The sequence below is a fragment of the Pelagerythrobacter sp. Soil_C_18 genome (genome assembly GCF_057657235.1).
This window is the reverse complement of the sequence record NZ_JBDGIU010000001.1, coordinates 1-21,919: the sequence shown is the minus strand read 5'-3', so window position 1 is coordinate 21,919 and position 21,919 is coordinate 1. Positions and strand designations below refer to the sequence as shown.

Below are 21,919 nucleotides of genomic sequence, written 5' to 3'. Positions count from 1 at the left end.
TGTCGCTGCACACCGATAGGCGGGGGCATCGATCGCTTTCGGCACGCCCGGGGCCGATGCGCGCATCTCGCTCGATGCTCGGTCGCGTTGTGGCTCGTGTCGACTTCCCGATCTACGCTGCCATCTCGCTCGGCACTGGGGGTGGCAAAGGTATCGCTCCGCTTGCCAGCGCGCCTGCGAAAAGGACCAGTGAGAGGAGCGCCGCGTACTTGAGCGCGAAGCGCTGCACGTCGGCGACCTCGAGGCCGAGCAGACCGCAGGCAAGGTAGACCGGTGCGAGCAGCGGGCTGAGCTGATGCACCGGCTGCCCCATCATCGATGCGCGGGCGATGACCTCGGGTGCGATGCCGAAAGATGCGGCAGTCTCCGCAAGGACCGGAACGATACCGAAGTAGTAGGCGTCGTTGGACATCACGAACGTCAGCGGCAGGCTCAGCGCGGCCGTGACCGAGGCCAGATAGGGGCCCATCGTTTGGGGTACCGCGGCGACGAGCGACCGCGCCATAGCCTCGAGCATGCCGGTGCCATTCAAGATTCCTGTCAGCGAGCCTGCTGCGAAGATGAGCACGACGACCATCACCACATTTCCTGCATGGGCCTCAATGCGCTCGCGTTGCGCAGCCAGGCTCGGATAATTCATCGTCGCCGCTATCGCGAACGCGCCCATCATCAGCACTGGAAGCGGTGCCAACCCGGTAAACATCGCAGCCATGAGGCCGATCGTAAGTAGCAGGTTCGGCCAGAAAAGATGAGGGCGGCGTTCCGGCGAGGAAGCCATCTCGACCAGAGCGCCGCTCTTCATCTGGGCGGGCGTCCAAGAGAGACGGCGCCGCTCGGTAATTCCGAAACGCCAGGCGAGGGCGAATGTCGCCGCAAGACCGGCGGCCATCGCAGGAAGGAGCGGGAGAAAAAGATCATCGACGAGGTCGACGTTCAGCGCGGCGGCGGCCCGCGCCGATGGTCCTCCCCAAGGCACCCAGTTCATTACGGCATTTGCCAAGCCGAGGAGCGTTCCCAGGATGAGCGGGTTCATGCCCACGGAACGATAGACTGGAAGCAGGGCGGTGATCACGATCAGCGCCGTGGTCGTGCCGTCACCATCCATGGAGACGAAAGCCGACAGGGCTGCGGTTCCGATAGAGATGCGCAGCGGATCGTTGCCAACCAGGTGCAGAATGCGGCGAACAAGCGGGTCGAACAGGCCGGCATCCATCATGATTCCGAAGAAGAGGATTGCGAAGGAGAGTAGCAGGGCGATCGGCGCCACCTGCAATATGCCCTCTACGATCATCTCCCCGAGATCGGCATTTCCCTGCGCGAGCAAACCGAACAGGATGGGAACGGCAATCAGGGCCGCAACGGCTGAAAGTCGTTTGGTCATGATCAGCGCGATGAATGTCGCCACCGTCACAAAGCCGAGGACGGCAAGGTTCATTGTTCTCTCTCCCGATATTCCGTTTCTATCGCCTTGCGGCCATCCGCGCTCGGTCGGCGTACGAAATCAGGATTTCGTAAGCCGGTATGGCGGTGCTAACAGCGCTCCGACCATGCAGAAAACCAAGCCGACCGATCATTTTGCAAGGGAACCCGGGCAGCACGCCGAGCCGGCCACCTTGACCGTCCTCACGCGTGTGCGCGAGCTGATCGTGACAGGCCGAATTCCTGCCGGCGCGCGCCTGACGACCGAAACCATCGCGAAGGACCTCGGCGTCTCGCGGACTCCGGTGCGCAGCGCGCTTGCGGTGCTGACGGCCGAAGGGTTGGCTTCGTACCACGTCAACCGCGGCTACGCTGTGCGCCATATCGAACTTCGCGACGTGCTCGATGCGATCGAAGCGCGGGCCGTTCTCGAGGCGAGGGCGTGCGGATTGTCGATCGACTACGGCTGGGCGGCTTCGGAACTCGAACTGCTTCGCGTCGCAGTGACCGAGGGCGCCGCAATCGTCGCTGCCGGAGAATGGTCCGAGGCGCTCGAGCGCAAGTGGTATCAGGCGAACCGCGATTTTCATTCGCTGATCGTCAGCGCGTCGCGCAATGCGGCAATTCGCAACGCGATCAGGATGACGCTGATCTATCCAGTGTTCGGCGACGTGGCACGGCTTTGCCCCGCCGTGTCGCAATACGTGCCGCAGCGTTACCGTGCCGTGCCGGAAACACCCCCGCAGCATATCCTGGAATCGCAAGCCGATCACGAGGACATCCTCGATGCGATCACGAGCGAGGAAGCGGAACGTGCAGAGTGGTCCATGCTGGCTCATGTGCTGAAATCGAAGCATCGGCTGGCGGCTGTAGCAATCCGGCGATAGATCTCGGACCTGTCGTTCAGCGCTTCATCCGTCAAGATTGAATCCATTTTTCCTGGGAGTCCGGTTGAAAGCGGAATAGCGCCGACGCCCTAGGAATTCTCACATAGTTTGATGCATATTGCGGATCGCGACCTCCTCCGAAGGCGCGTGAGGCGTCGATTGGTGCGCGAAGAAATCTAAAACTGAATCCAAAAGATTGACAAATCGGATGCGATGTCGTTCTCCCGTCTTCCGGACGCCAAAAAAGGCGACGTGACTAGGAGAGGGTGACGATGAACGGACGATCAACGCGCTTCCTACTCTGCGCGGCAACGGGCGCGCTGGCGTGGACGAGCGCGGCACACGCCCAGGAGGGTGAGGAGACTCGGCAAAGGGTAGGCGAGACGGCCGCCACGCAGGTAGAGGATGAAGCCGCGCCCACGCCTGTCATCGTCGTCACCGCTCAGCGCCGCAACCAGGATCTGCAGGACGTGCCGGTGACCGTGACGGTGTTCGGCGCTGAGGAAGTCGCCACCGCGCGCATTCAGGCGGTCAACGATATCGTCACTCGCACCGTCGGGCTGAGCTTCGATGCGTTTCCCTCTGCACAGCCCCGGCTCTTCATCCGCGGGATCGGTTCATCCGACCGCGGTGCCGCGGGCGATCCCAGTGCAGGGGTATTCCTTGACGACATCTACCTGGGACGTCCGGCGGCAATCGCGTTCGACGCGTTCGACATCGAACGGATCGAGGTTCTAAAGGGGCCGCAAGGTACCTTGTTCGGCCGTAACGTGGTCGGCGGTGCGATAAACGTGATCACCCGCAAGCCCGACGTGTCCGCCTTCGATGCTTCGGTCGAAGCGACCTATGGCAACTACGATCGGATCGACACCGCCGGCTTCGTCAACGTCCCATTTGCCCGGAACACCGGCGCAATCCGGGTGAGTGGCGCCTACCGCAGCCACGACGGCTATGTTCGCAACGCGTATCTCGGCGAGCGCGTCGCGGATCAGGAGACACTCAGCGGGCGAGTTCAATTTTATGGCGAGCCGACGCCTGAACTGAGGGTCCACCTGACACTCGACGGCACCCGCGACCGTGCCACCGGCCCCGCCAATCACGTCGTCGGGCGCGACACGTCCGACCCGATATCGGCACTCTACAGCATCAATGCTGATCCTGAGGTCACCTACGGCTCGGAACCAGGTTATCAGAATCGCGACACGATCGGACTTCGCGGAGAGATCAGCTACGATCTGCCGTTCGCCCAAGTGACGTTCCTCGGGTCCTACCGCGATCTGGATTATGGTCTGCGCTACGATTTCGACGGGGGCAACGCAGACCCGGCTTCGCCTGCCTTCAACGGCGTGAACATCGGCGGCGGGCAGGACGAGACATCCGAGTTCAGCAGCCAGGAACTGCGGATCGCTTCGCTTCCCGGCAGCCGCGTGGACTGGGTGGTCGGCTTCTACCACTACAACCAGCAGGTCCAGCGTGAGGACATCTTTATCCTCGATACGGCCGCGATCGCGCCGATTCCGCTGACCGAAATATATGACCAGCGCTCGTCCCTCGACAGCGTCGCGGTGTTCGGCGATGCGACCGTACCGATCACCGACAGCCTCTCGCTGATCGGCGGCTTACGCTATACGCGTGACGACAAGAGCTACCACGTCGCGAACACCCGCAGCGATGTGCCTTTGCGTGGCAGCGAATTTTTCGACGTCACCACCTCGGCGGATTTCGATGCGCTCACTTACCGGGCCGGCATCAACTTCCAACCGGCACCGGACCATCTGCTTTACGCGATGGTGTCGCGAGGCTTCAAAAGCGGCGGCTTCCAGGAAACGCCTGAGTCCGCCATCGATGCTGCAACGGCCTATGAGCCCGAAACCGCAACGCAGTACGAGATCGGGCAGAAGAGCACGATCATCGACGGCCGGCTGATCTGGAACAACACGTTGTTCTACCTTGACTACAAGGACCTGCAGACGCGGCAGACGGACCCGGCGACGGGGGGCATCTTCACCACCAACGCCGGCGCTGCGACTATCAAAGGCTACGAAACACAGCTCCTTGCCCGTCCTTTCGACGGCTTCGATCTTTCGCTCGCTTACGCCTATACCGACGCCACGTTCGACGACTACGTCGAGAACGGAGTCGACCTTTCGGGCAACCGTATCTCGCGGACACCTAGGCACAAAGTTTCGGTCTCCCCGTCCTACACCTACAGTTTTCCAAGCGGTGTCGATCTCACGCTCGCAGCGGATTACCGTTACGAGAGCCTGATCTTCGACGACAACAGCAATCAGCCGCCGGAAATCAGGCCGGCCACGCATTTTGTTGACGCCCGCGTCATGATCGAGGGGATCGCCGACCACCTTTCGTTGTCGGTGTGGGGCAAGAACCTCACCGACGAGCGGACCCGAACCTGGCAGGCCATATTCCTCGGCGCGCACTTTGCCGCCTTCAATCCTCCGCGGACCTACGGTGCGACGCTGCGGTGGGAATACTGACGCAGGCGGAACCCGGATAATGACAAGCAGAGATGGAGTTGGATTTGCGGATGGATGAACGGTTCGCCGACGGCGTAAAGGTTCTGGTGCCCACCGGCTCGCTGGGGGCAGGGGTTCGGGAGGACGAGGTCGCCTACGGCCTTGCCCGCGGCGCCCATGTGATCGCGTGCGATGCGGGCTCGACCGACAGCGGCGCGGCGTACCTCGCGACCGGCAAGTCGAAGAACAATCGCGGCGCCGTGAAACGCGATCTCGCCATACTGATGAAGGCGCAAGCCGACACGGGAATGCCCATCATCATCGGCACCGCCGGACAGGCTGGAGGCGACATCAACCTCGATTGGACCCGCGACATCGTGCTCGAACTGGCGCGCGAGATGGGCCTTTCTCCTCGGATCGCGCTGCTTCGCTGCGAGCAGAGCAGGGAGGCCGTGAAGCAGTTCAACGCTGCCGGCCGGGTCAAACCTCTGTCGCCGCTCGGTCCGCTTGATGACTCGACCATCGATGCATGCGATCACATCGTGGCCGTGCTCGGCGTGGAGCCCTACGTCGCTGCGCTGGAAGCCGGAGCGGACATCGTGCTTGGCGGCCGATCGACCGATACGGCAGTGCTCGCCGCATATCCGATCTGGAAAGGGGCGCCGTGGGGTCCCGCGTGGCACGCCGGCAAGATCGGTGAGTGCGGCGCCCAGTGCACCGAAGAACGTGAAAGCTCAGGGGTTCTGCTGACGGTCAACGCGGACTCGTTCGAGGTCGAGCCCCTGAGCGAGAGCAACCGCTGCACGCCCGAAAGCGTCTCGGCTCACATGCTCTATGAGAACACCGACCCGTTCCGGCTGGTCGAGCCGGGCGGCGTCTTGGATGTCGGCGAGGCGCGCTACGTCCAGCTCGACGAGCGCTCGGTCGGTGTCACCGGATCCATGTGGGAGCCGCGACCTTACACGATGAAGCTCGAAGGCGCGGGGAGGGGGCAGTACCAGACCTTGATGCTTGTCGGCATTCAGGATCCCGACGTGCTGCGCGACATCGAAGGCTTCCATGACCGCTTGCTCGCGGCTCTCTACCAGCGCACGCGAAGCGCAATTCCCGCCGAGGAGCTCGGAACGTTCCATATTTCCCTGCGCATGTACGGCTGGAACGGTGTCACAGGTGTGTCAGTGGCACCGCGGACTTCGCCGCCCCCGGAGATCGGCATGCTGTTCGTGGCCACGGCAGATACGCAGGAATTGGCAAACAGCATCGCCCACGCCTGCAACCCTTACTTCTTCCACTATCCAAGCGTCATGGACAAGGAACTGCCGAGCTACGGCTTCGCGTTCAGCCCCGCCGACGTACCTCGCGGACCTGTCTACGAATTCCGCCTGAACCATGTCGTCGAAGTGGACGACTGGCGGGACCTGGTTCGCACCGAGTGGGTCACGCCGCAGGCCACACGGGTAGCAACTGCAGAGGCCGCCCATGCCTAAGGTTCGCGATGTCTGCCGCCATGTCCGCTCCAAGAACGCGGGCCCGTTCTGGGTCACCTTCGACCTCTTCTTCGATGGACCGGAGAATTATCGGAAATACCACGACAGCCCCGCGCTCTCGCCGCCGCTCTTCGCGCGCCTTTACGGAACCGATGCGACGTTGGTGAAACGCATCCCGGTGGAGGGGCTCTCGATGGTGAAGATCTCCTATCCGCGGGCCACCCCCCAAGGGGGGATGGAGGAGCGGGACATGCACTCCGGTCAGCAGTACGTGCGCATCCTCGACGTGGATCTGGACTGAGGAGGTCGGCGTGGGCGGAAAAGGGGGCGTCATGCTCGCCGATGAGTTGGCGCGGTACACCGGTGCATTCGATTCGAAGCGGTTACCCGCGCCGGTCGTAGAATGCGTGCGCCGCCGTCTTCTCGACAGCCTCGCGTGCGCGCTCGGGGCCTATGATGCCGAACCGGTTCGTGTGGCGAGGCAAGTTGCGGCCGCGGCACCGGTGGAGGGCGCGAGCGTGTTTGGTGCGCCTCATCGTACAACCCCGGACCTCGCCGCTTTTGCGAACGGGGTCATGATCCGCTTTCTCGATTACAATGACGGCTACATGGGCCTGGAGCCCGGGCACCCGAGCGACAATATCGCAGCTTGCCTGGCAGTGGCGGAGGCAGAAGGGGCTGGCCCGCGGGAGTTCATAGCCGCTGTGGTGATCGCTTACGAGATTCAGATGCGCTTGCAGGACGCAGCCGGTCTCAACAAGCGAGGATGGGATCATACCTGCTATGTTCTCCCGGCGAGTGCCGCCGCAGCATCGCGCCTGATGGGGCTGGATGCATCGCGGACAACCCACGCCATCAACCTAGCGCTCAATGGTCATATTCCGATGCGTCAGGCGCGGTGCGGCGCGCTTTCGGACTGGAAGGGATGTTCGGCCGCGAATGCGGCAAGGAACGCTGTCTTTGCGGCCCAATTGGCGCGCGGCGGGCTTACCGGCCCATCGCCGATCTTCGAGGGCGAAATGGGCTTCTTCGAGCAGGTAAGCGGACCGCTCACGCTCGATGTCGATGCGTTCGGCAATCCGGCCAACGGCGACTACGCGATCCTTCGATCGCTCACCAAGTCGTTTCCCACCAATGGCGAGCTGCACACGGCGATCTGGGCGGCGCTCGATCTAAGGGAAAGGATCTCTGACCTGGCAGCGATACGGAGCATCCGTATCGACACATCGGCGTTCAACCGCCGCGTCCTCGCCGACGAAGCGAAGTGGCGGCCCGAGACCCGGGAGACCGCCGACCACAGCTTACCGTACAATGTGGCCCGCGCGCTCCTTGACGGAGACATCACGCTAGAATCCTATACGGCCGAGAACATCGGTGCTGCCGACGTCCGCGCGCTCATGGACATGACAACCGTCTTCGAGGACACGCGGCTGACGGCGCTGTTCCCGCAGCATCTGGCAAACCGCGTCACCGTAGAAATGGCAGACGGCAAAATCCTGGCCCGCGAGGTGCTCACGGGTCCGGGAACACCCGAAAGGCCGATGACGGATGGGGATTTCGAACGGAAGTTCCGCAAGATGGCGGCGCCGCACCTTTCGCCCGCAGCGCAGGACCGGGTGCTCGGGTTCGCGAACGCTCTCGAGCAACAGACGAGCTTCGAACTGCTATTCGCTGCGATGCGCGGTTCGGACCAATAGACCGCCGCTCGTTCTGCGTTCACGCGCAGATTGCGTCGGCGACTGCCATGCCGCACTCTGCCGTGCTCGCCTCTCCGCCCAGATCGCGGGTACGGTATTCCGGCACCGCGAGGACCTCCTCGATAGCCCTGACGACGGCCGCCGCCGCCGGACCTTCGCCCAGATGATCGAGCATCAGTGCGGCCGCCCATATCTGCCCCACGGGATTGGCGATGTGCTGACCCGCTATATCGGGAGCCGATCCATGCACCGGCTCGAAGAGTGACGGAAATCGCCGCTCCGGATTGATGTTACCCGCAGGGGCAATCCCGATCGTTCCCGTGCACGCCGGCCCGAGATCGGAAAGAATGTCTCCAAACAGGTTGGAAGCGACGACGACATCAAACCAGTCGGGATGCTGCACGAAGTGCGCGGTCAGAATATCGATGTGATACTTGTCCCAGTGCACCTCAGGGTAATCGGTAGCCATCGCTTCGACCCGCTCGTCCCAGTAGGGCATGGTGATCGAGATGCCGTTGGACTTGGTGGCGGATGTCAGGTGCTTCTTCTCACGGCGCTGCGCCAGCTCGAAGGCATAGCGAAGGACACGATCGACGCCGACGCGGGTCATGACAGTCTCCTGGATCACGACCTCGCGCTCTGTGCCCGGAAATATCCGCCCCCCGATGGAGGAGTACTCTCCTTCGGTATTCTCTCGCACCACGTAAAAATCGATGTCGCCCGGCACGCGTCCCGCCAGCGGCGTGGGCACGCCCGGCATCAGCCTGACAGGCCTGAGATTGACGTACTGGTCGAACTCGCGGCGGAACTGAATGAGCGATCCCCAGAGGGAGACGTGATCCGGCACCGTTTCGGGCCAGCCGACCGCGCCGAAGAAGATCGCATCATGCCCCCCGATCCAGGCCTTCCAGTCGTCGGGCATCATTTTGCCGTGCTCCCGGTAGTAGTCGCAGGAGGCGAACTCGAAATGATCGAAGTTGAACGCGCAGTCGAATTTTCGAGTAACAGCCTCGAGCACGCGTAGGCCCTCTGGTACGACTTCCTGTCCGATCCCATCCCCGGCGAGGACGGCAATGCGGTGTGCGTGCGATCGTGTCATTCAGACCGGCTCCTTTCGCCAGGCGCCGCTTCGATGAGGATGGCGCGAAAATCGTTGACGTTTGTGAATGTCGGGCCGGTGACGACAAGGGAGTCGATGGCCTCGAAGAACGCGTAGGAATCGCTCGCGGCCAGCGATTTCTCGGGAGATATCGCCATTGTTCGCGCCAGTGCGGCGCTCTCGGGACCGAGCGACGCCCCGGCGTGAGGGCCCGTTCCGTCGATACCGTCCGTGTCTGCAGCGAGCGCATAGATGCCGGGTTCGCCGTCCAGCGCCTGCAACAAGGACAGCAGGAATGTGCTGTTTCGGCCCCCGCGACCGCTCGCGCGCACGGTCACGTTGGTTTCGCCGCCGGAGAGGAGCACGCAAGGCGGTGCAAGCGGCTGTCCGCGGCGCGCTACTTGGAGGGCGATGCCGGCATGGACCTTCGCCACCTCGCGCGCATCCCCCTCGATCGCGCTCCCGAGGATCAGCGGGGTATACCCTGCCTCACGTGCGACCCTCGCCGCCGCATCCAGCGCCAGCTGCGGGCTGGCGACCAGGCGGAATTCGTCCGAGCTGTCTGCCAGGCAGCTTCGCGGCGCGCCTTCCAACCAGTGGCGGATCGCACAGGATGGCGCGATCCCCAGCAAATCGAGCGTCGCGAGAGCATCTTCGCCCGAGCTCCCATCCGCAACCGTGGGGCCCGAGGCGATCATCGCGGGATCGTCCCCCGGCACATCGGAGATGGCGAGCGTCACAATTCTGGCCGGTTGGGCGCGAGTGGCAAGACTGCCATTGGCAGCCAGTGAAAGATGCCTGCGGACGCAGTTCATCTGGGCGATGGTGGCGCCGGATCGCAGCAAGTCATTCGTGAGCGATTGAAGGTCGGCGAGCGCCACGCCCGGTGGGGGCGCCGTCAGCAGTGACGACCCGCCGCCCGAAATCAGGCAGAGCACGAGATCATCTTGCGTGACGCCCGCGAGCTCGGAAAACATCTCGCGGGTTGCTGCGAGGCCGGCGCCGTCGGGGACGGGATGCCCTGCCTCGCGCACCTTTACCCGCTTGCACGCGGCCGCATGCGAATGACGCGTGACGACAAGGCCTTCCACGGGCCGCGGCCAGTGCTGCTCGACCACTCGCGCCATTTCCGCTGCCGCCTTACCCGCGCCGATGACGATCGTGCGTCCCTTGGGTGGCGACGGCAGTGCTGGTGGAACGCAGCGATCCGGCTGGGCGCTCGCGACCGCCGCATCGAAGAGACGGCGGAGCAGCTGCCGCCGAGGGCAGGATGCTCCGACGCCGTCCTGATCGCTCGTCGCGCCCGTCACGGCGTCAACTCGGGGTTCGATCATGCGGCGCGCGCCCGTCGGCGACGACGCATCCGGGAGCGGGATTTCCCCCATCCAGGATCGCCACGGCGGAACGCGCTGCCACCATGTTCGTTCGCGCCAAGCCTTCGTGGGTCGAGGCCGCCGCGTGGGGCGTCGCAACCACGTTGGGCAGGCTGATAAGCTCCTTCGTCACCTGCTCGTAGGAAGGATCGCTCTCGCTAAGATAGACGTCCAGACCCGCGCCTGCGATTGTGCCCGCCTTCAGCGCGGAGAGCAGAGCCGCATCGTCGACTAACCCGCCCCGCGCGGTGTTGATAAGGAAAGCCGTCGGCTTCATCCGCGAAATCCGGTCGGCGTCGAACATGAACCGCGTCTCGGCCGTCAACGGCGCATGGATGGATATGTAGTCGCTTTCTCGCACCAGCGCGTCGAGGGCTACCGGCTCGACACCGGCGGGTGTTTCCCCGGGCAACGCTCCGTTCACGGCCGCGAGGATCCGGCAGTCGAACCCGGAGAGCCGCCGGGCCAGCCTGCGCCCGATGCGTCCCAAGCCGACGACCCCGACAGTCATTTCGCACAAGTCGCGGCCCATCAGGATGGAAAAGTCACCCGCGACCATCCGCGACTGCGTTTCTCGAAAGCGATGGCCGACGGCCAGCATCAGCGCCATTGCGTGATCGGCCACCGACGCATCGTTACCGCCCGCCGCGATGCACACGACTTTACCGAGATCGCGCGCCGCAACGAGATCCACTCGTTCGTAGCCGACCCCGCGGCGCGAGATCACCTTCAACTGGGGCAGCACTTCCAGCAGCTCTCTGGTGACCCGCGCATGGCCGACGATCCAGCCTGCGGCACCTTCGAGTAGCTGCACCAAATCGCCATGTTCGAGGTTGCCATCTGCCTTCCCAGGCGGCAGCTGAGCGAGCGACACTTCGCACCCGTGGTTTTCAAGGTAGGCAATCGCCTCTGCATCGAAAAAGCGCTGGGTGACGACGACACGCCGGCTATGCATGACAACTCCCTTCGCGGTAACCTGCGCGAGGATTGTTAGGGACGTGCCCAGCGCCAGACCAATGCGGAAAGCCGATCAATTGATGCGTCGAGGTTCGGGCAGTCCGGCGCGCGGAGTGATTACGACCCCGTCGTACATCCGCTGCTCACGATTCGGGACCAGAACTTCTCTGCGGCGGGCGACTGGCGCGTCCGCGGACGCCAGAGACGTATCTCGATGACCACGTCCTCAGCTTCCGATCCGGCTCGCTCCAGTCGCCCTTCGTCCAGATCCTCCTGGATCAAGCTCAGTGCCGTCCAGGTCACACCGCGGCCGTCGCGCGCCATCGCCGTCAACACACTGGCCAAGTGAGATGAGAAGACCGGTTGCGCGGGACGGGGCCTGTTCTCCCGTTCCCATGCCGAAGCGAGAATACGGCCCATCCCGGACTCGGCCGTGAACGCGAGCTGCGGCGCATCCGCCGGATCGCACCTCTTCAAGAGGGAGGGCGCGGCGACCGGCAACAGACGATCGTGACCTAGCTGCACGGATCGGAAAGCAGTGCCGAACTGCGTTGGCGCGCCTTCATGGTGATGGCAGAGCAGGAACTGTGCCTTGCCCTCGATCACTCGCCGCTCGCAGGCGACCATGTGATCGGCCGTTAGGGCGATTGTTGCCTCGACCGGCTTCTCCTCCTCAAGACGACGGAGCCAGCGCGGGAAGAAGGTCAGCGATAGAACGTGGGTTGAGGCAAAATGAAGCGTTTCCTGGTCGATCTTGTCTGCGGCCCGGGCGGCTTCCCGTCCGAGTTGCAGGCGCCGTAATGTCTCCTCCGCAACCGGACGGAAACTCTCTCCGGCAGCGGTGAGGCCGATACGATGCGTCCGCCGATCGATCAGCGGAGCGCCAATCCAATCTTCGAGCGACTTGATCCGCCTGCTAAAGCTTGGCTGACTCACCGAGCGGCTTTCCGCCGCCCGAGAGAATCCGCCGTGCTCCACCAGCGCGAGAAAATCCGAAAGCCAGGTCGTGTCCATAACCCTTTGGTAGCTCACGCCTGATGGGCGGGCGATGCTTTTTCGCCGGCCTTTCGCGAACTGAGGGCTTGGCGTGCGGAAAGCGCAACCGTCAACGCCGGCGTCCGCGAGGTGAGGGTGCTGGAGGGGAATGTCGGCTGTCTGCAGATCTCGAGCTTTTTATCCCTGGGCCTTGCCAAGCCGAAACTGGAGGGCGCTGCGGCGCTGCTGTCGGACACGAAGGTCTCATCATCGATCTGAGAGGGAACGGAGGGGGCGATACACGCACCGCACAGCATCTGGTTCGCGCCCCGGCGCGCGCGCAACTGGCGCCAACCGGGAAAGCTCGGCCGTTCATCCCGATGTTCCGGGAGGCGACGATCCGCTCTACCTCGCGCGGCGGGCATTGGGGGACCGGCTTTCGCCCTGACGAGCTGTCTCGGCTCGCTCTCCCGTGTGCCAGGCTGCGCCTCAACGCCACGTGCGCTCGTCAGAGCGCTGGCGCCCTACGCAGTCGCCCAGGCCAACAGACGAACGAGGTGATCGGCGAGTGCCGCGAGCGTCGTAGCGACCCCGAGAGCCACGACTCCGCCGACGACCACAAGTTCGATAGTGCCCCCGATCGGGCGCTTCAGTCGCATTGGTGCTTCCGCCAGTAGCGCTTCCACACCAGCGCCTGGCCGGATGTCACCATAGCGCAGGAGAGGTCGCCGCCGCGAGGCGACACGCACCATGCGGCTGTCCTGTCGCCGCCGCCCGAACCGACACTGCGGCAGCGCATCGTGGGGCCGCTGACCAGGACGTGCCCTTGCGCACTGCGGCCGCGCGGATGTCCTACCAAGTCGACCAGGGCGTCGCGCGCCTGCCTGGCGTCTGTGTCAGGGCACGGCTGGTTCGCGCGGCAGGTGCCGTCGATCTCGCGCGCAGCGATCCCCGACAGGCGAACGCGCGGACCCTCCGCGCACCAGATCGGGCCGTCGCCGTCCCACACGCGCGTCGGTGTGCACTCGAAGGATTGGCCCGCAGGCACCACGGCCGCGGCAGCGAGAAGCAGGAGGCTCATGTCGGCGGATATGACCCATCTGGCGCCGCGCGGCCAGACCGAGCTCGGCTTCTCGTTCGAGCTGCGGCGGAGGCGTAGTTCGGTGCGGCGGAGCGGCAGTGTCCGATCCGCGGCTGCCGCGCGATGATCTGCCGGCAAGCCCGGGGTTCGTCTCATCCGGGAGGGAGCTGCCCATGACACCGACCAAACTGCTTATCGGCCAGATCCTCGTCGTCATCGCAATCGTCATCCTCGGGCTCTGGACGGCCACCCAGTGGGCCGCCGCGATGCTCGGCTACCAGGACGCGCTCGGCGCCCCCTGGTTCAGCATCCGCGGCATGCCGGCCTATCACCCCTGGGCACTGTTCCGCTGGTGGTACCACTACGAGGCCTATGCCCCCGGGGTCTTCGACAAGGCGGGCCTGCTCGCCGCCGCGAGCGGGTTTGCCGGGTGCGCTGCGGCGATTGCCGGATCGCTCTGGCGCGCACGCCAGCGTGGTCTGGTCACCACGTACGGTTCCGCCCGTTGGGCACGTCCGCGCGAGATCGCGCGCGCGGGGCTTACCCGCGATGCCGGGGTTTTCCTTGGCCAGCTGCGCGGCCACTATCTGCGCCATGCCGGGCCCGAACACGTCATGGCCTTCGCGCCCACCCGAAGCGGGAAGGGCGTCGGGCTGGTCGTGCCGACTCTGCTCGGCTGGACCGGCTCCGCGGTCATCCACGACATCAAGGGCGAGAACTGGCAGTTGACCGCCGGCTGGCGCGCGCGCTTTTCCCATTGCCTCTGCTTCAACCCGACCGACATCCGGTCCGCGCGCTATAATCCGCTTCTCGAAGTCCGGCGCGGCGCGGACGAAGTACGCGACGTCCAGAACATCGCCGACATCCTCGTCGATCCCGAAGGTGCGCTCGAACGGCGCAGCCACTGGGAGAAAACCGCGCACGCGCTGCTCGTCGGCGCAATCCTGCATGTCCTCTATGCCGAAAAGGACAAGACCCTCGCTGGCGTGGCGAGGTTCCTGTCCGATCCCTCGCGCAGCTTCGAAACGACGCTTGCCGCAATGATGCGCACCAATCACCTGGGCACCGCCGAGGCGCCCAAAGTCCATCCGACCGTCGCTTCGGCCGCGCGCGAGCTCATCAACAAGAGCGACAACGAGCGGTCGGGGGTGCTGTCCACCGCCATGTCGTTCCTCGGTCTCTACCGGGACCCTACCGTCGCGGCGGTCACCTCGCACTGCGACTGGCGCATCGCCGATCTCACCGGCGGCGAATGCCCGGTGTCGCTCTATCTCGTCATTCCGCCGTCCGACATCAGCCGCACCAAGCCGCTCGTGCGCCTGATCCTCAACCAGATCGGCCGGCGCCTGACCGAACGGCTTGGCGAACCCGGCTCCGCCAGGCGCCGGCACGAGCTGCTCCTGATGCTCGACGAGTTCCCCGCGCTCGGACGGCTCGACTTCTTCGAGACCGCGCTCGCCTTCATGGCGGGCTACGGCATCCGCGCCTTCCTCATCGCCCAATCCTTGAACCAGATTGCCAAGGCTTACGGCGAGAACAACGCCATCCTCGACAATTGCCACGTCCGCATCGCCTTCGCGACCAACGACGAGCGCACCGCCAGGCGCATCTCGGACGCGCTCGGCACGGCGACCGAGCAGCGCGCCATGCGCAACTATGCCGGTCACCGGCTCGCCCCTTGGCTCGCCCATGTTATGGTCAGCCGCCAGGAGACCGCGCGCGCCCTGCTGACTCCGGGCGAGGTCATGCAGCTCCCGCCCGACGAGGAGCTCGTGCTCGTCTCCGGCCTCCCGCCGATCCGCGCGCGCAAGTTGCGCTACTACGAGGACGCCAATTTCACGCCGCGGCTCCTGGCTGCGCCTTCGCCGGACGAGGCCCAGGCGTGCCGCCGGCCGCCGCCGCGCAGCGACGACTGGACGCAGCGCGCAGCACCCGCAGACGCCGCCTCGCCGGAGAAAGACGAGCCGCCATCCCGCACGCAGCCGTCCGGCGGTTCGCAGCGCGCGCGCGAACCCGAGCTCGCGGTTGATTCAGGCGCGAAGCCGCCCGCGCGCCGGACCAATCCCTGCAACATCGATGATGACGACGATCAGGAGCTCCCGCGAATGACTGTACGCGCCCATCCGCTGGCGCCCGTCCAGGCGGCCCGCACGCTCGAGCAGGAAACCGGTGCCCGGTTGGAGTTCACGCCATGAGCGCGCGCGGCCAGCGGAAGGTCCGCCACCAGCTGTTCCTCTCGGCCGAGCTCAGCGAGCGCCTCTGTGCGCTCGCGGCCGAGCCCGGCGTCACCAAATCCGCGATCCTCGCCGACGCGCTGAGCGACGCGCTCGCGTGCAAGGGCGCGGACGCGCTTCAGGAGCGGTTCGGCATGCGCCTCGACCGGCTCAGCCGCCAGCTCGCGCGGGTCGAGCGCAACACCCAGATCGAGATCGAGATCCTCGCCCTTTTCGTGCGCTACGTGCTCGCGTCGGTCCCGCCGGTGCCCGAAGGGGACGATGTCGCGCGCGCGCAAGGGCGCGAGCGCTTCGAGTGGTTCACCATGAAAGTGACCGAGGCCTTCCGCCAGGGGCGGGGCAGCTTCGGGGTGGAGCGCAAGCAATGAGCGCCGAACTGTCCACCGAGCGGCGCCGCGCCATGCTGCGCTCGGCGATGGGCCCGACGATCGCCGCCGCGCTCGCGCGACCTGACGTCGCCGAGATCATGGTCAATCCCGATGGCGCCCTGCGTCTCGACGTCCTCGGCGAGGGGCGGATCGACACCGGCGTCCGCCTGCCGGCCGAGCAGGTCGAGCGGATCGTCCGGCTCGTGGCGAGCCACGTGCGCACCGAAGTCCACCCGGGCGCGCCGATCGTCAGCGCAGAGCTGCCGCCGCACGCCGAAGGGAAGGGCGAGCGCTTCGAAGGCATCCTGCCGCCGGTCAGCTGCGGCCCATGCTTCTCGATCCGCAAGCCGGCCGCGCAGGTCCACAGGCTGATCGACTATGTTCACGCGGGCATCGCAAGCCCGGAAGCGGCGCGGCTGCTCGCGCTGGCCGTGGTCGAGCGCCGCAACATCCTCATCGCCGGCGGCACGAGCTCGGGCAAGACCACGCTCGCCAACGCGCTGCTCGCCGAGATGGCGAGCATCGACGAGCGGGTCATCCTGATCGAGGACACCCGCGAGCTGCAATGCCCGGCCCCCGACCGCGTCGAACTGCGCACGCGCGCCGGCGCCGTCTCGATGGCCGATCTCGTGCGCTCGACCCTGCGTCTGCGCCCCGACCGCATCATCGTCGGCGAAGTCCGCGGCCGCGAAGCCCTCGACATGCTCAAGGCCTGGAACACCGGCCATCCCGGCGGCATCGCCACGCTGCATGCCAACAGCGCGGCATCGGCGCTCACGCGCATCGAGCAGCTCGTCCAGGAGTGCGTCGTCACCGTTCCGCGGCCACTGATCGCCGAGGCCATCGACCTCGTCGTCTTCATCGCGGGGCGGGGCACCGGCCGCCGCATCGCCACGCTCGCGCGTGTCGATGGCCTCGATCGGGCCGGTGCCTACGCGCTCACGGCGCTCCCCATCGAATGTTCGAGAACTCCTGAAGGAGAATGACCATGTCCCTGAACCGCCTTGCCTTTCGATCACCGGTGAAGCCGCTCTTCGGGCTCATGCTCGGGCTCGCAATGGCCGCCTCGGCGCTTGCCGCAGGCTCGGGCATGCCGTGGGAAGAGCCTCTCCAGCAGGTGCTCGAGTCGGTCCAGGGACCGGTCGCGAAGATCATCGCGGTGATCATCATCATCACCACCGGGCTCACGCTGGCGTTCGGCGAGACCTCGGGCGGCTTCCGGCGGCTGATCCAGATCGTCTTCGGCCTCTCGATCGCCTTTGCCGCCTCGAGCTTCTTCCTCTCCTTCTTCAGCTTCGGCGGCGGGGCGCTCGTCGCATGAGCGATGCGCCGATCGAGGGCTTCGAGGTGCCGGTCCACCGCGCACTCGCCGAGCCGATCCTGCTCGGCGGCGCGCCGCGCGGACTTGCGATTCTCGCCGGGACCCTGGCCGCCGCGCTCGGTCTCGGGCTGCAGCAGTGGATCGCCGGCCTCGCCGTCTGGCTGCTCGGCCACACCTTCCTCGTGTTCGCCGCCCGGCGGGATCCCGACTTCGCGCCGATTCTCATGCGGCACCTGCGGCAGAAGGGCGGCTATACATGCTGAACCTCGCCGAATACCGCCAGCGGTCCGATCGGCTGGCCGACCACTTGCCATGGGCTGCGCTGGTCGCTCCCGGCGTCGTCCTCAACAAGGACGGCAGCTTCCAGCGCAGCTTCGCCTTCCGCGGGCCCGATCTCGACAGTGCCACCCAGGCCGAGCTCGTCAGCGTCGCCGCACGCATGAACAACGTGCTACGCCGGTTCGGGTCGGGCTGGGCGCTGTTCTTCGAGGCCGAGCGCAGCGCCGCCGCCGGCTATCCTCCCTCGTGTTTTCCGGACGCGGCTTCGTGGCTCGTCGACGAGGAGCGGCGCGCGGCGTTCGACGCCGCGGCCGGGCGCCACTTCGAAAGCCGGTTCCACATGACCCTCGTGTGGATGCCGCCGGTCGATCAGACCGACCGGGCCGGGCGCGTGCTGGTCGACCGGCCGGAAGACGCGAAGGGGCGCGACTGGCGCCAGGCGCTGGCCGGGTTCGTCGCCGAGACCGATCGGGCGCGCGACCTGATGGCCGGGTTCATGCCCGAGGTGCGCGCGCTCGATGACGCCGAGACCCTGAGCTATCTCCACCGGACGGTATCGACCGTGCGCCAGGCGCTCGCGGTCCCGGCCACGCCGATCTACCTCGACGCGCTGCTCGCCGACACGCCGCTCGTCGGCGGGCTTGAGCCCATGCTCGGCGACCGGCATCTGCGGAGCCTGACCATCCTCGGCTTTCCCGGGCACAGCCGGCCCGGTATCCTCGATGGACTCAACCGGCAGGGGTTCGATTACCGCTGGAGTGCGCGCTTCATCGCGCTCGACAAGGACGAGGCGAACGCGGCGCTGACGCGCATCCGCCGCCAGTGGTTCAACAAGCGCAAGTCGGTCTCGGCGCTCCTGCGCGAGGTTCTCTACAATCAGCCCGCGCAGCTGCTCGACGGCGACGCCGACAACAAGGTCGCTGACGCCGATGCGGCGTTGCAGGCGCTGGGCGGCGACCATGTCGCCTTCGGCTATCTGACCACGACCGTCACGGTCTCCGACTGCGACAGGGCGCGGGCCGAAGAGAAGCTGCGCGCGGCCGAGCGCGTGGTCCATTCGCTCGGCTTCACCGCGATCCGCGAAAGCGTCAACGCCGTCGAGGCCTGGCTCTCCAGCCTCCCCGGCCACGTCTACGCCAACGTGCGCCAGCCGCTCGTCCACACGCTGAACCTGGCGCACCTCATGCCGCTGTCCTCGGTCTGGGCGGGTCCTGCGCGCAACGCGCACCTGGGCGGACCGGTGCTGTTCCACGCCGAGACCGGCGGCTCGACGCCGTTCCGCTTCTCGCTCCATGTCGGCGATGTCGGCCATACGATGGTCGCCGGGCCGACGGGCGCGGGAAAGTCGGTCCTGCTCGCGCTCATGGCGCTCCAGTTCCGGCGCTATCCCGGCGCTCAGGTCTACATCTTCGACAAGGGCGGTTCGGCGCGCGCGGCGACGCTCGCCATGGGCGGGGCCCATCACCCCCTGGGGCAGGGCGCGCTCGCCTTTCAGCCGCTGCGCTCGATCGATCTCGCGTCCGAGCGAAGCTGGGCGGCGGACTGGATCGCAGGCCTGCTCGCGTACGAGAAGGTTTCCGTCACGCCCGAGGTGAAGGAGAGCATCTGGTCGGCGCTCGCGAGCCTCGCCAGCGCCCCTCCGGGCGAACGCACGCTGACGGGGCTTTCGCTCTTGCTCCAGTCGAACGCACTGAAGACGGCGCTCCAGCCCTACACGCTGGAGGGGCCGCACGGCGCGCTGCTCGATGCCGCCGAGGACGCCCTCGACCTCGGCGATGCCGAGTGCTTCGAAACCGAAGGCATTCTCGGGGAGGGCGGGGCCGCCGAGCCGGTGCTGTCCTATCTCTTCCACCGGATCGAGGCGCGCTTCGACGGCCGTCCCACGCTCCTCATCCTCGACGAGGCCTGGGTCTTCCTCGAGAACCCGCTCTTCGCGGCCCGCATCCGCGAGTGGCTCAAGGTCCTGCGCAAGCGCAACGTCGCGGTCGTATTCGCGACCCAGAGTCTCGCCGACATCGCGGGCAGCAGCATCGCGCCGGCGATCATCGAAAGCTGTCCCCAGCGCATCCTTCTGCCCAATGCGCGTGCGGCCGAACCCCAGGGCCGGGCCGCCTACGCCGCGTTCGGGCTTAACGAAGCCCAGATCGAGCTGGTCGCGCGCGCCAGCGCGAAGCGGCACTATTACCTCCAATCCGCGCGCGGCAACCGCCTGTTCGAGCTCGGCCTCGGGCCTGTCGCCCTGGCGCTGTGCGGGGCGTCCGATCCCGCCAGCCACAACCGCATCGACGCGCTGCTTGCCCGTTATCCGCGGGCCGAATTCCTGGCGCGCTTGCTCGCGGCGGCCGGCCTCGACTGGGCGGCCGACCTCGCCGCCGGATTTTCCCCCACGCCATACCCTTCCGCAGGAGAACGATCATGACCGCGAGGCTCGCCTTCGCCTTTCTGGCCGGTGCGCTCGGCACCGCCGCTAGCCTGCCGGGCGCGCCTGCACGCGCCATCCCGGTGTTCGACAGCGCCAACTATGCGCAGAACCTGCTCACCGCCGCGCGCACGCTCCGGCAGATCAACCAGCAGATCCAGTCGCTCCAGAACGAAACCGCGATGCTCGCCATGATGGGCAGGAACCTGGAAAGGATCGACTTTCCCGAGCTCGAGAAACTGCGCGACAACCTGGTGCGGATCGACGCCCTCATGCGCCAGGCCGATGGCGCGGCCCTCGATGCCGAGGCGTTCGAAGCCCGGCTCGACGCCCTGTTTCCGCAGACCGGCGACCAAGCCTCCCCCGCAGCCAGGGCGAGAGCCCGGCTCGAGGCGGCGCGCGCGGCCTACCGTCGCACCTTGCGTGTGCAGGCGCAAATCGTCGGCAATGTGCGCGAGGATTCCGCGCGGCTCGCCGCGCTTGCCGCGCGCAGCAGCGCGGCCCAAGGCTCGCTCGCAGCGACCCAAGCGACCAACCAGATCCTCGCGCTCGCTACCAAACAGCAGATGCAGCTCCAGCAGATGATGGCCGCGCAATTCCAGGCCGAGAGTCTCGAGCGCGCTCGCGCCGCACAGATCGAAGCCGAGGCGGACGGGGCAACCCAGCGCTTCCTCGGCGACGGCACGGCCTATCGCGGCGACTGATCCTTCCTCATGGGCGGCCGGGCTGTCCCGCTCCCGCCGCCGCCCGCCGCGGGGCTCCGCCCGCTCCCCCCGGGGCCCCGCGGCATCTTCACCGAAAGCGAAGCGATGGACGATCTCGGCATCATCGACGAATTCCTGGCGATCTTCATCCGCTATATCGATAGCGGTTTCGGGCTGCTGGGCGGCGACGTCGCCTTCCTCACGAGCGTGCTCATCGGCATCGATATCACCCTCGCGGGCCTGTTCTGGGCCCTCGGCGGCGAAAGCGACGTTCTCGCGCGGTTCCTCAGGAAGATCCTCTATGTCGGTGTTTTCGCGTTCATTCTGAACAGATTTGCGGCGCTTGCAGACGTCATCTTCCGCAGCTTTGCCGGCCTCGGGCTGACCGCTGGGGGCGGCGCGATCACGGCCGACGAGCTCCTCAAGCCCGGACGTCTGGCGGCGGCCGGCTTCGAAGCGGCCCATCCGCTGCTGGTGCGGATCAGCGAACTCCTCGGTCCGATCGCCTTCTTCGAGAACTTCCTCACCATCTCCGTGCTCCTGATCGCCTGGCTGATCGTCATCCTCGCATTCTTCGTCCTCGCAGTGCAGCTGTTCATCACGATCATCGAGTTCAAGCTGACCACGCTCGCGGGCTTTGCCCTGGTTCCTTTCGCGCTCTGGAACCGCACCGCGTTCCTCGCCGAACGCGTCCTTGGCAGCGTCGTCGCCTCGGGCGTCAAGGTCATGGTGCTGGGCGTCATCGTCGGCATCGGCTCGGGCTTTCTGCCCGAACTCGCGGGCCTGCTCGGCGGCGGCGAGATCGATCTGGCCGGCGCCATGTCGCTCGCCCTCGCATCGCTCGCGCTGCTTGGCCTTGGCATCTTCGGCCCGGGAATCGCCTCAGGCCTCGTCGCCGGCGCTCCGCAGCTTGGCGCCGGCGCCGCTGCCGGCACCGCGGCCGCCGCGACCGGTACGATGATCGTCGGCGGCGGGGCGGCTCTTGGTCTTGCCCGCGCTGGCAGCAGCGCTGCGCTCGGAGCTTTGCGCGCGGGCACAGCGATGGGCAGCGCCGCGGCGAGCGGATACCGGCTCGGGCAGGAGACGGCGGGCACGCGTTCGGTCGCTGCCGGTCTCGGCGGCGTCGCGGCCACGGCGCGGGGGGC

Annotated in this window: 20 protein-coding genes; 13 read left to right on the top strand and 7 right to left on the bottom strand. The window is 66.2% G+C overall.

Features of this window, described 5'->3' with window-relative positions; translation table 11 throughout:
- Positions 1–112: 112 nt before the first annotated feature.
- A complete protein-coding gene (locus AC3A5N_RS00100; RefSeq protein ID WP_487735269.1) occupies positions 113–1,435 on the bottom strand; it encodes a CitMHS family transporter in 1,323 nt (440 codons plus the stop codon).
- On the opposite strand from AC3A5N_RS00100, the gene AC3A5N_RS00095 reads away from it, so the two are divergent.
- The 5 genes from AC3A5N_RS00095 (at position 1,380) to AC3A5N_RS00075 (ending at position 7,964) form a co-directional block, all read left to right on the top strand.
- Positions 1,380–2,306, top strand: a complete 927-nt coding sequence (locus tag AC3A5N_RS00095; protein WP_487735268.1) for a GntR family transcriptional regulator — start codon at positions 1,380–1,382, stop codon at positions 2,304–2,306. The two genes, AC3A5N_RS00100 and AC3A5N_RS00095, sit on opposite strands and share 56 nt — an antisense overlap.
- A 272-nt stretch (positions 2,307–2,578) precedes the next feature.
- A complete protein-coding gene (locus tag AC3A5N_RS00090) occupies positions 2,579–4,801 on the top strand; it encodes a TonB-dependent receptor (protein ID WP_487735267.1) in 2,223 nt (740 codons plus the stop codon).
- A gap of 50 nt (positions 4,802–4,851) precedes the next feature.
- Positions 4,852–6,267 (top strand): acyclic terpene utilization AtuA family protein, encoded by a 1,416-nt coding sequence (locus tag AC3A5N_RS00085; RefSeq protein WP_487735266.1) that lies wholly within the window; start codon positions 4,852–4,854, stop codon positions 6,265–6,267.
- Positions 6,260–6,568 (top strand): DUF4387 domain-containing protein, encoded by a 309-nt coding sequence (locus AC3A5N_RS00080; RefSeq protein WP_487735265.1) that lies wholly within the window; start codon positions 6,260–6,262, stop codon positions 6,566–6,568. The genes AC3A5N_RS00085 and AC3A5N_RS00080 overlap by 8 nt, the downstream gene beginning before the upstream one ends.
- A gap of 31 nt (positions 6,569–6,599) precedes the next feature.
- Positions 6,600–7,964, top strand: coding sequence for an MmgE/PrpD family protein (locus AC3A5N_RS00075; protein ID WP_487736298.1), 1,365 nt, complete (start codon positions 6,600–6,602; stop codon positions 7,962–7,964).
- 19 nt (positions 7,965–7,983) lie between these two features.
- Here the strand turns inward: AC3A5N_RS00075 and AC3A5N_RS00070 are convergent, their stop codons facing one another.
- From AC3A5N_RS00070 to AC3A5N_RS00045, 6 genes are all read right to left on the bottom strand, one after another.
- Positions 7,984–9,063, bottom strand: coding sequence for a tartrate dehydrogenase (locus AC3A5N_RS00070; protein WP_487735264.1), 1,080 nt, complete (start codon positions 9,061–9,063; stop codon positions 7,984–7,986).
- The gene (locus AC3A5N_RS00065; protein WP_487735263.1) at positions 9,060–10,397 is read right to left on the bottom strand and encodes a glycerate kinase type-2 family protein; all 1,338 of its coding nucleotides are present in this window, start codon (positions 10,395–10,397) and stop codon (positions 9,060–9,062) included. Before AC3A5N_RS00065 ends, AC3A5N_RS00070 begins: the two co-directional genes overlap by 4 nt.
- Positions 10,378–11,391 carry a phosphoglycerate dehydrogenase gene (locus tag AC3A5N_RS00060; protein WP_487735262.1) on the bottom strand — a complete coding sequence of 338 codons (1,014 nt, stop codon included), beginning with the start codon at positions 11,389–11,391 and terminating at the stop codon, positions 10,378–10,380. The genes AC3A5N_RS00065 and AC3A5N_RS00060 overlap by 20 nt, the downstream gene beginning before the upstream one ends.
- A 119-nt stretch (positions 11,392–11,510) precedes the next feature.
- Positions 11,511–12,407, bottom strand: a complete 897-nt coding sequence (locus AC3A5N_RS00055; RefSeq protein WP_487735261.1) for a LysR family transcriptional regulator — start codon at positions 12,405–12,407, stop codon at positions 11,511–11,513.
- Positions 12,408–12,892: 485 nt separating this feature from the next.
- Complete coding sequence (locus AC3A5N_RS00050) at positions 12,893–13,027, bottom strand: hypothetical protein (protein WP_487735260.1); 135 nt, start codon at positions 13,025–13,027, stop codon at positions 12,893–12,895.
- Entirely contained in the window at positions 13,018–13,449 is a 432-nt protein-coding gene (locus tag AC3A5N_RS00045) for a thermonuclease family protein (protein WP_487735259.1), read from the bottom strand. The genes AC3A5N_RS00050 and AC3A5N_RS00045 overlap by 10 nt, the downstream gene beginning before the upstream one ends.
- 173 nt (positions 13,450–13,622) lie before the next feature.
- Here AC3A5N_RS00045 and AC3A5N_RS00040 point away from each other — a divergent pair, with 173 nt between their 5' ends.
- The 8 genes from AC3A5N_RS00040 to trbL all read left to right on the top strand — a co-directional run.
- Positions 13,623–15,644: a conjugal transfer protein TraG gene (locus AC3A5N_RS00040; RefSeq protein WP_487735258.1), complete on the top strand. Its 2,022-nt coding sequence runs from the start codon at positions 13,623–13,625 to the stop codon at positions 15,642–15,644.
- A complete protein-coding gene (locus AC3A5N_RS00035) occupies positions 15,641–16,051 on the top strand; it encodes a CopG family transcriptional regulator (protein WP_487735257.1) in 411 nt (136 codons plus the stop codon). The genes AC3A5N_RS00040 and AC3A5N_RS00035 overlap by 4 nt, the downstream gene beginning before the upstream one ends.
- On the top strand, positions 16,048–17,037 hold the full coding sequence (trbB, locus tag AC3A5N_RS00030) for a P-type conjugative transfer ATPase TrbB (RefSeq protein ID WP_487735256.1): 990 nt from the start codon (positions 16,048–16,050) through the stop codon (positions 17,035–17,037). The genes AC3A5N_RS00035 and trbB overlap by 4 nt, the downstream gene beginning before the upstream one ends.
- 2 nt (positions 17,038–17,039) lie before the next feature.
- The gene (locus AC3A5N_RS00025; RefSeq protein ID WP_487735255.1) at positions 17,040–17,372 is read left to right on the top strand and encodes a TrbC/VirB2 family type IV secretion system protein; all 333 of its coding nucleotides are present in this window, start codon (positions 17,040–17,042) and stop codon (positions 17,370–17,372) included.
- Positions 17,369–17,635, top strand: coding sequence for a VirB3 family type IV secretion system protein (locus tag AC3A5N_RS00020; protein WP_487735254.1), 267 nt, complete (start codon positions 17,369–17,371; stop codon positions 17,633–17,635). Before AC3A5N_RS00025 ends, AC3A5N_RS00020 begins: the two co-directional genes overlap by 4 nt.
- Positions 17,629–20,070: a conjugal transfer protein TrbE gene (gene trbE / locus AC3A5N_RS00015; RefSeq protein WP_487735253.1), complete on the top strand. Its 2,442-nt coding sequence runs from the start codon at positions 17,629–17,631 to the stop codon at positions 20,068–20,070. The genes AC3A5N_RS00020 and trbE overlap by 7 nt, the downstream gene beginning before the upstream one ends.
- On the top strand, positions 20,067–20,774 hold the full coding sequence (gene trbJ / locus AC3A5N_RS00010) for a P-type conjugative transfer protein TrbJ (protein ID WP_487735252.1): 708 nt from the start codon (positions 20,067–20,069) through the stop codon (positions 20,772–20,774). The genes trbE and trbJ overlap by 4 nt, the downstream gene beginning before the upstream one ends.
- 105 nt (positions 20,775–20,879) lie before the next feature.
- Positions 20,880–21,919, top strand: a 1,040-nt coding sequence (trbL, locus tag AC3A5N_RS00005; RefSeq protein WP_487735251.1) for a P-type conjugative transfer protein TrbL, incomplete at its 3' end; no start/stop codon positions are given.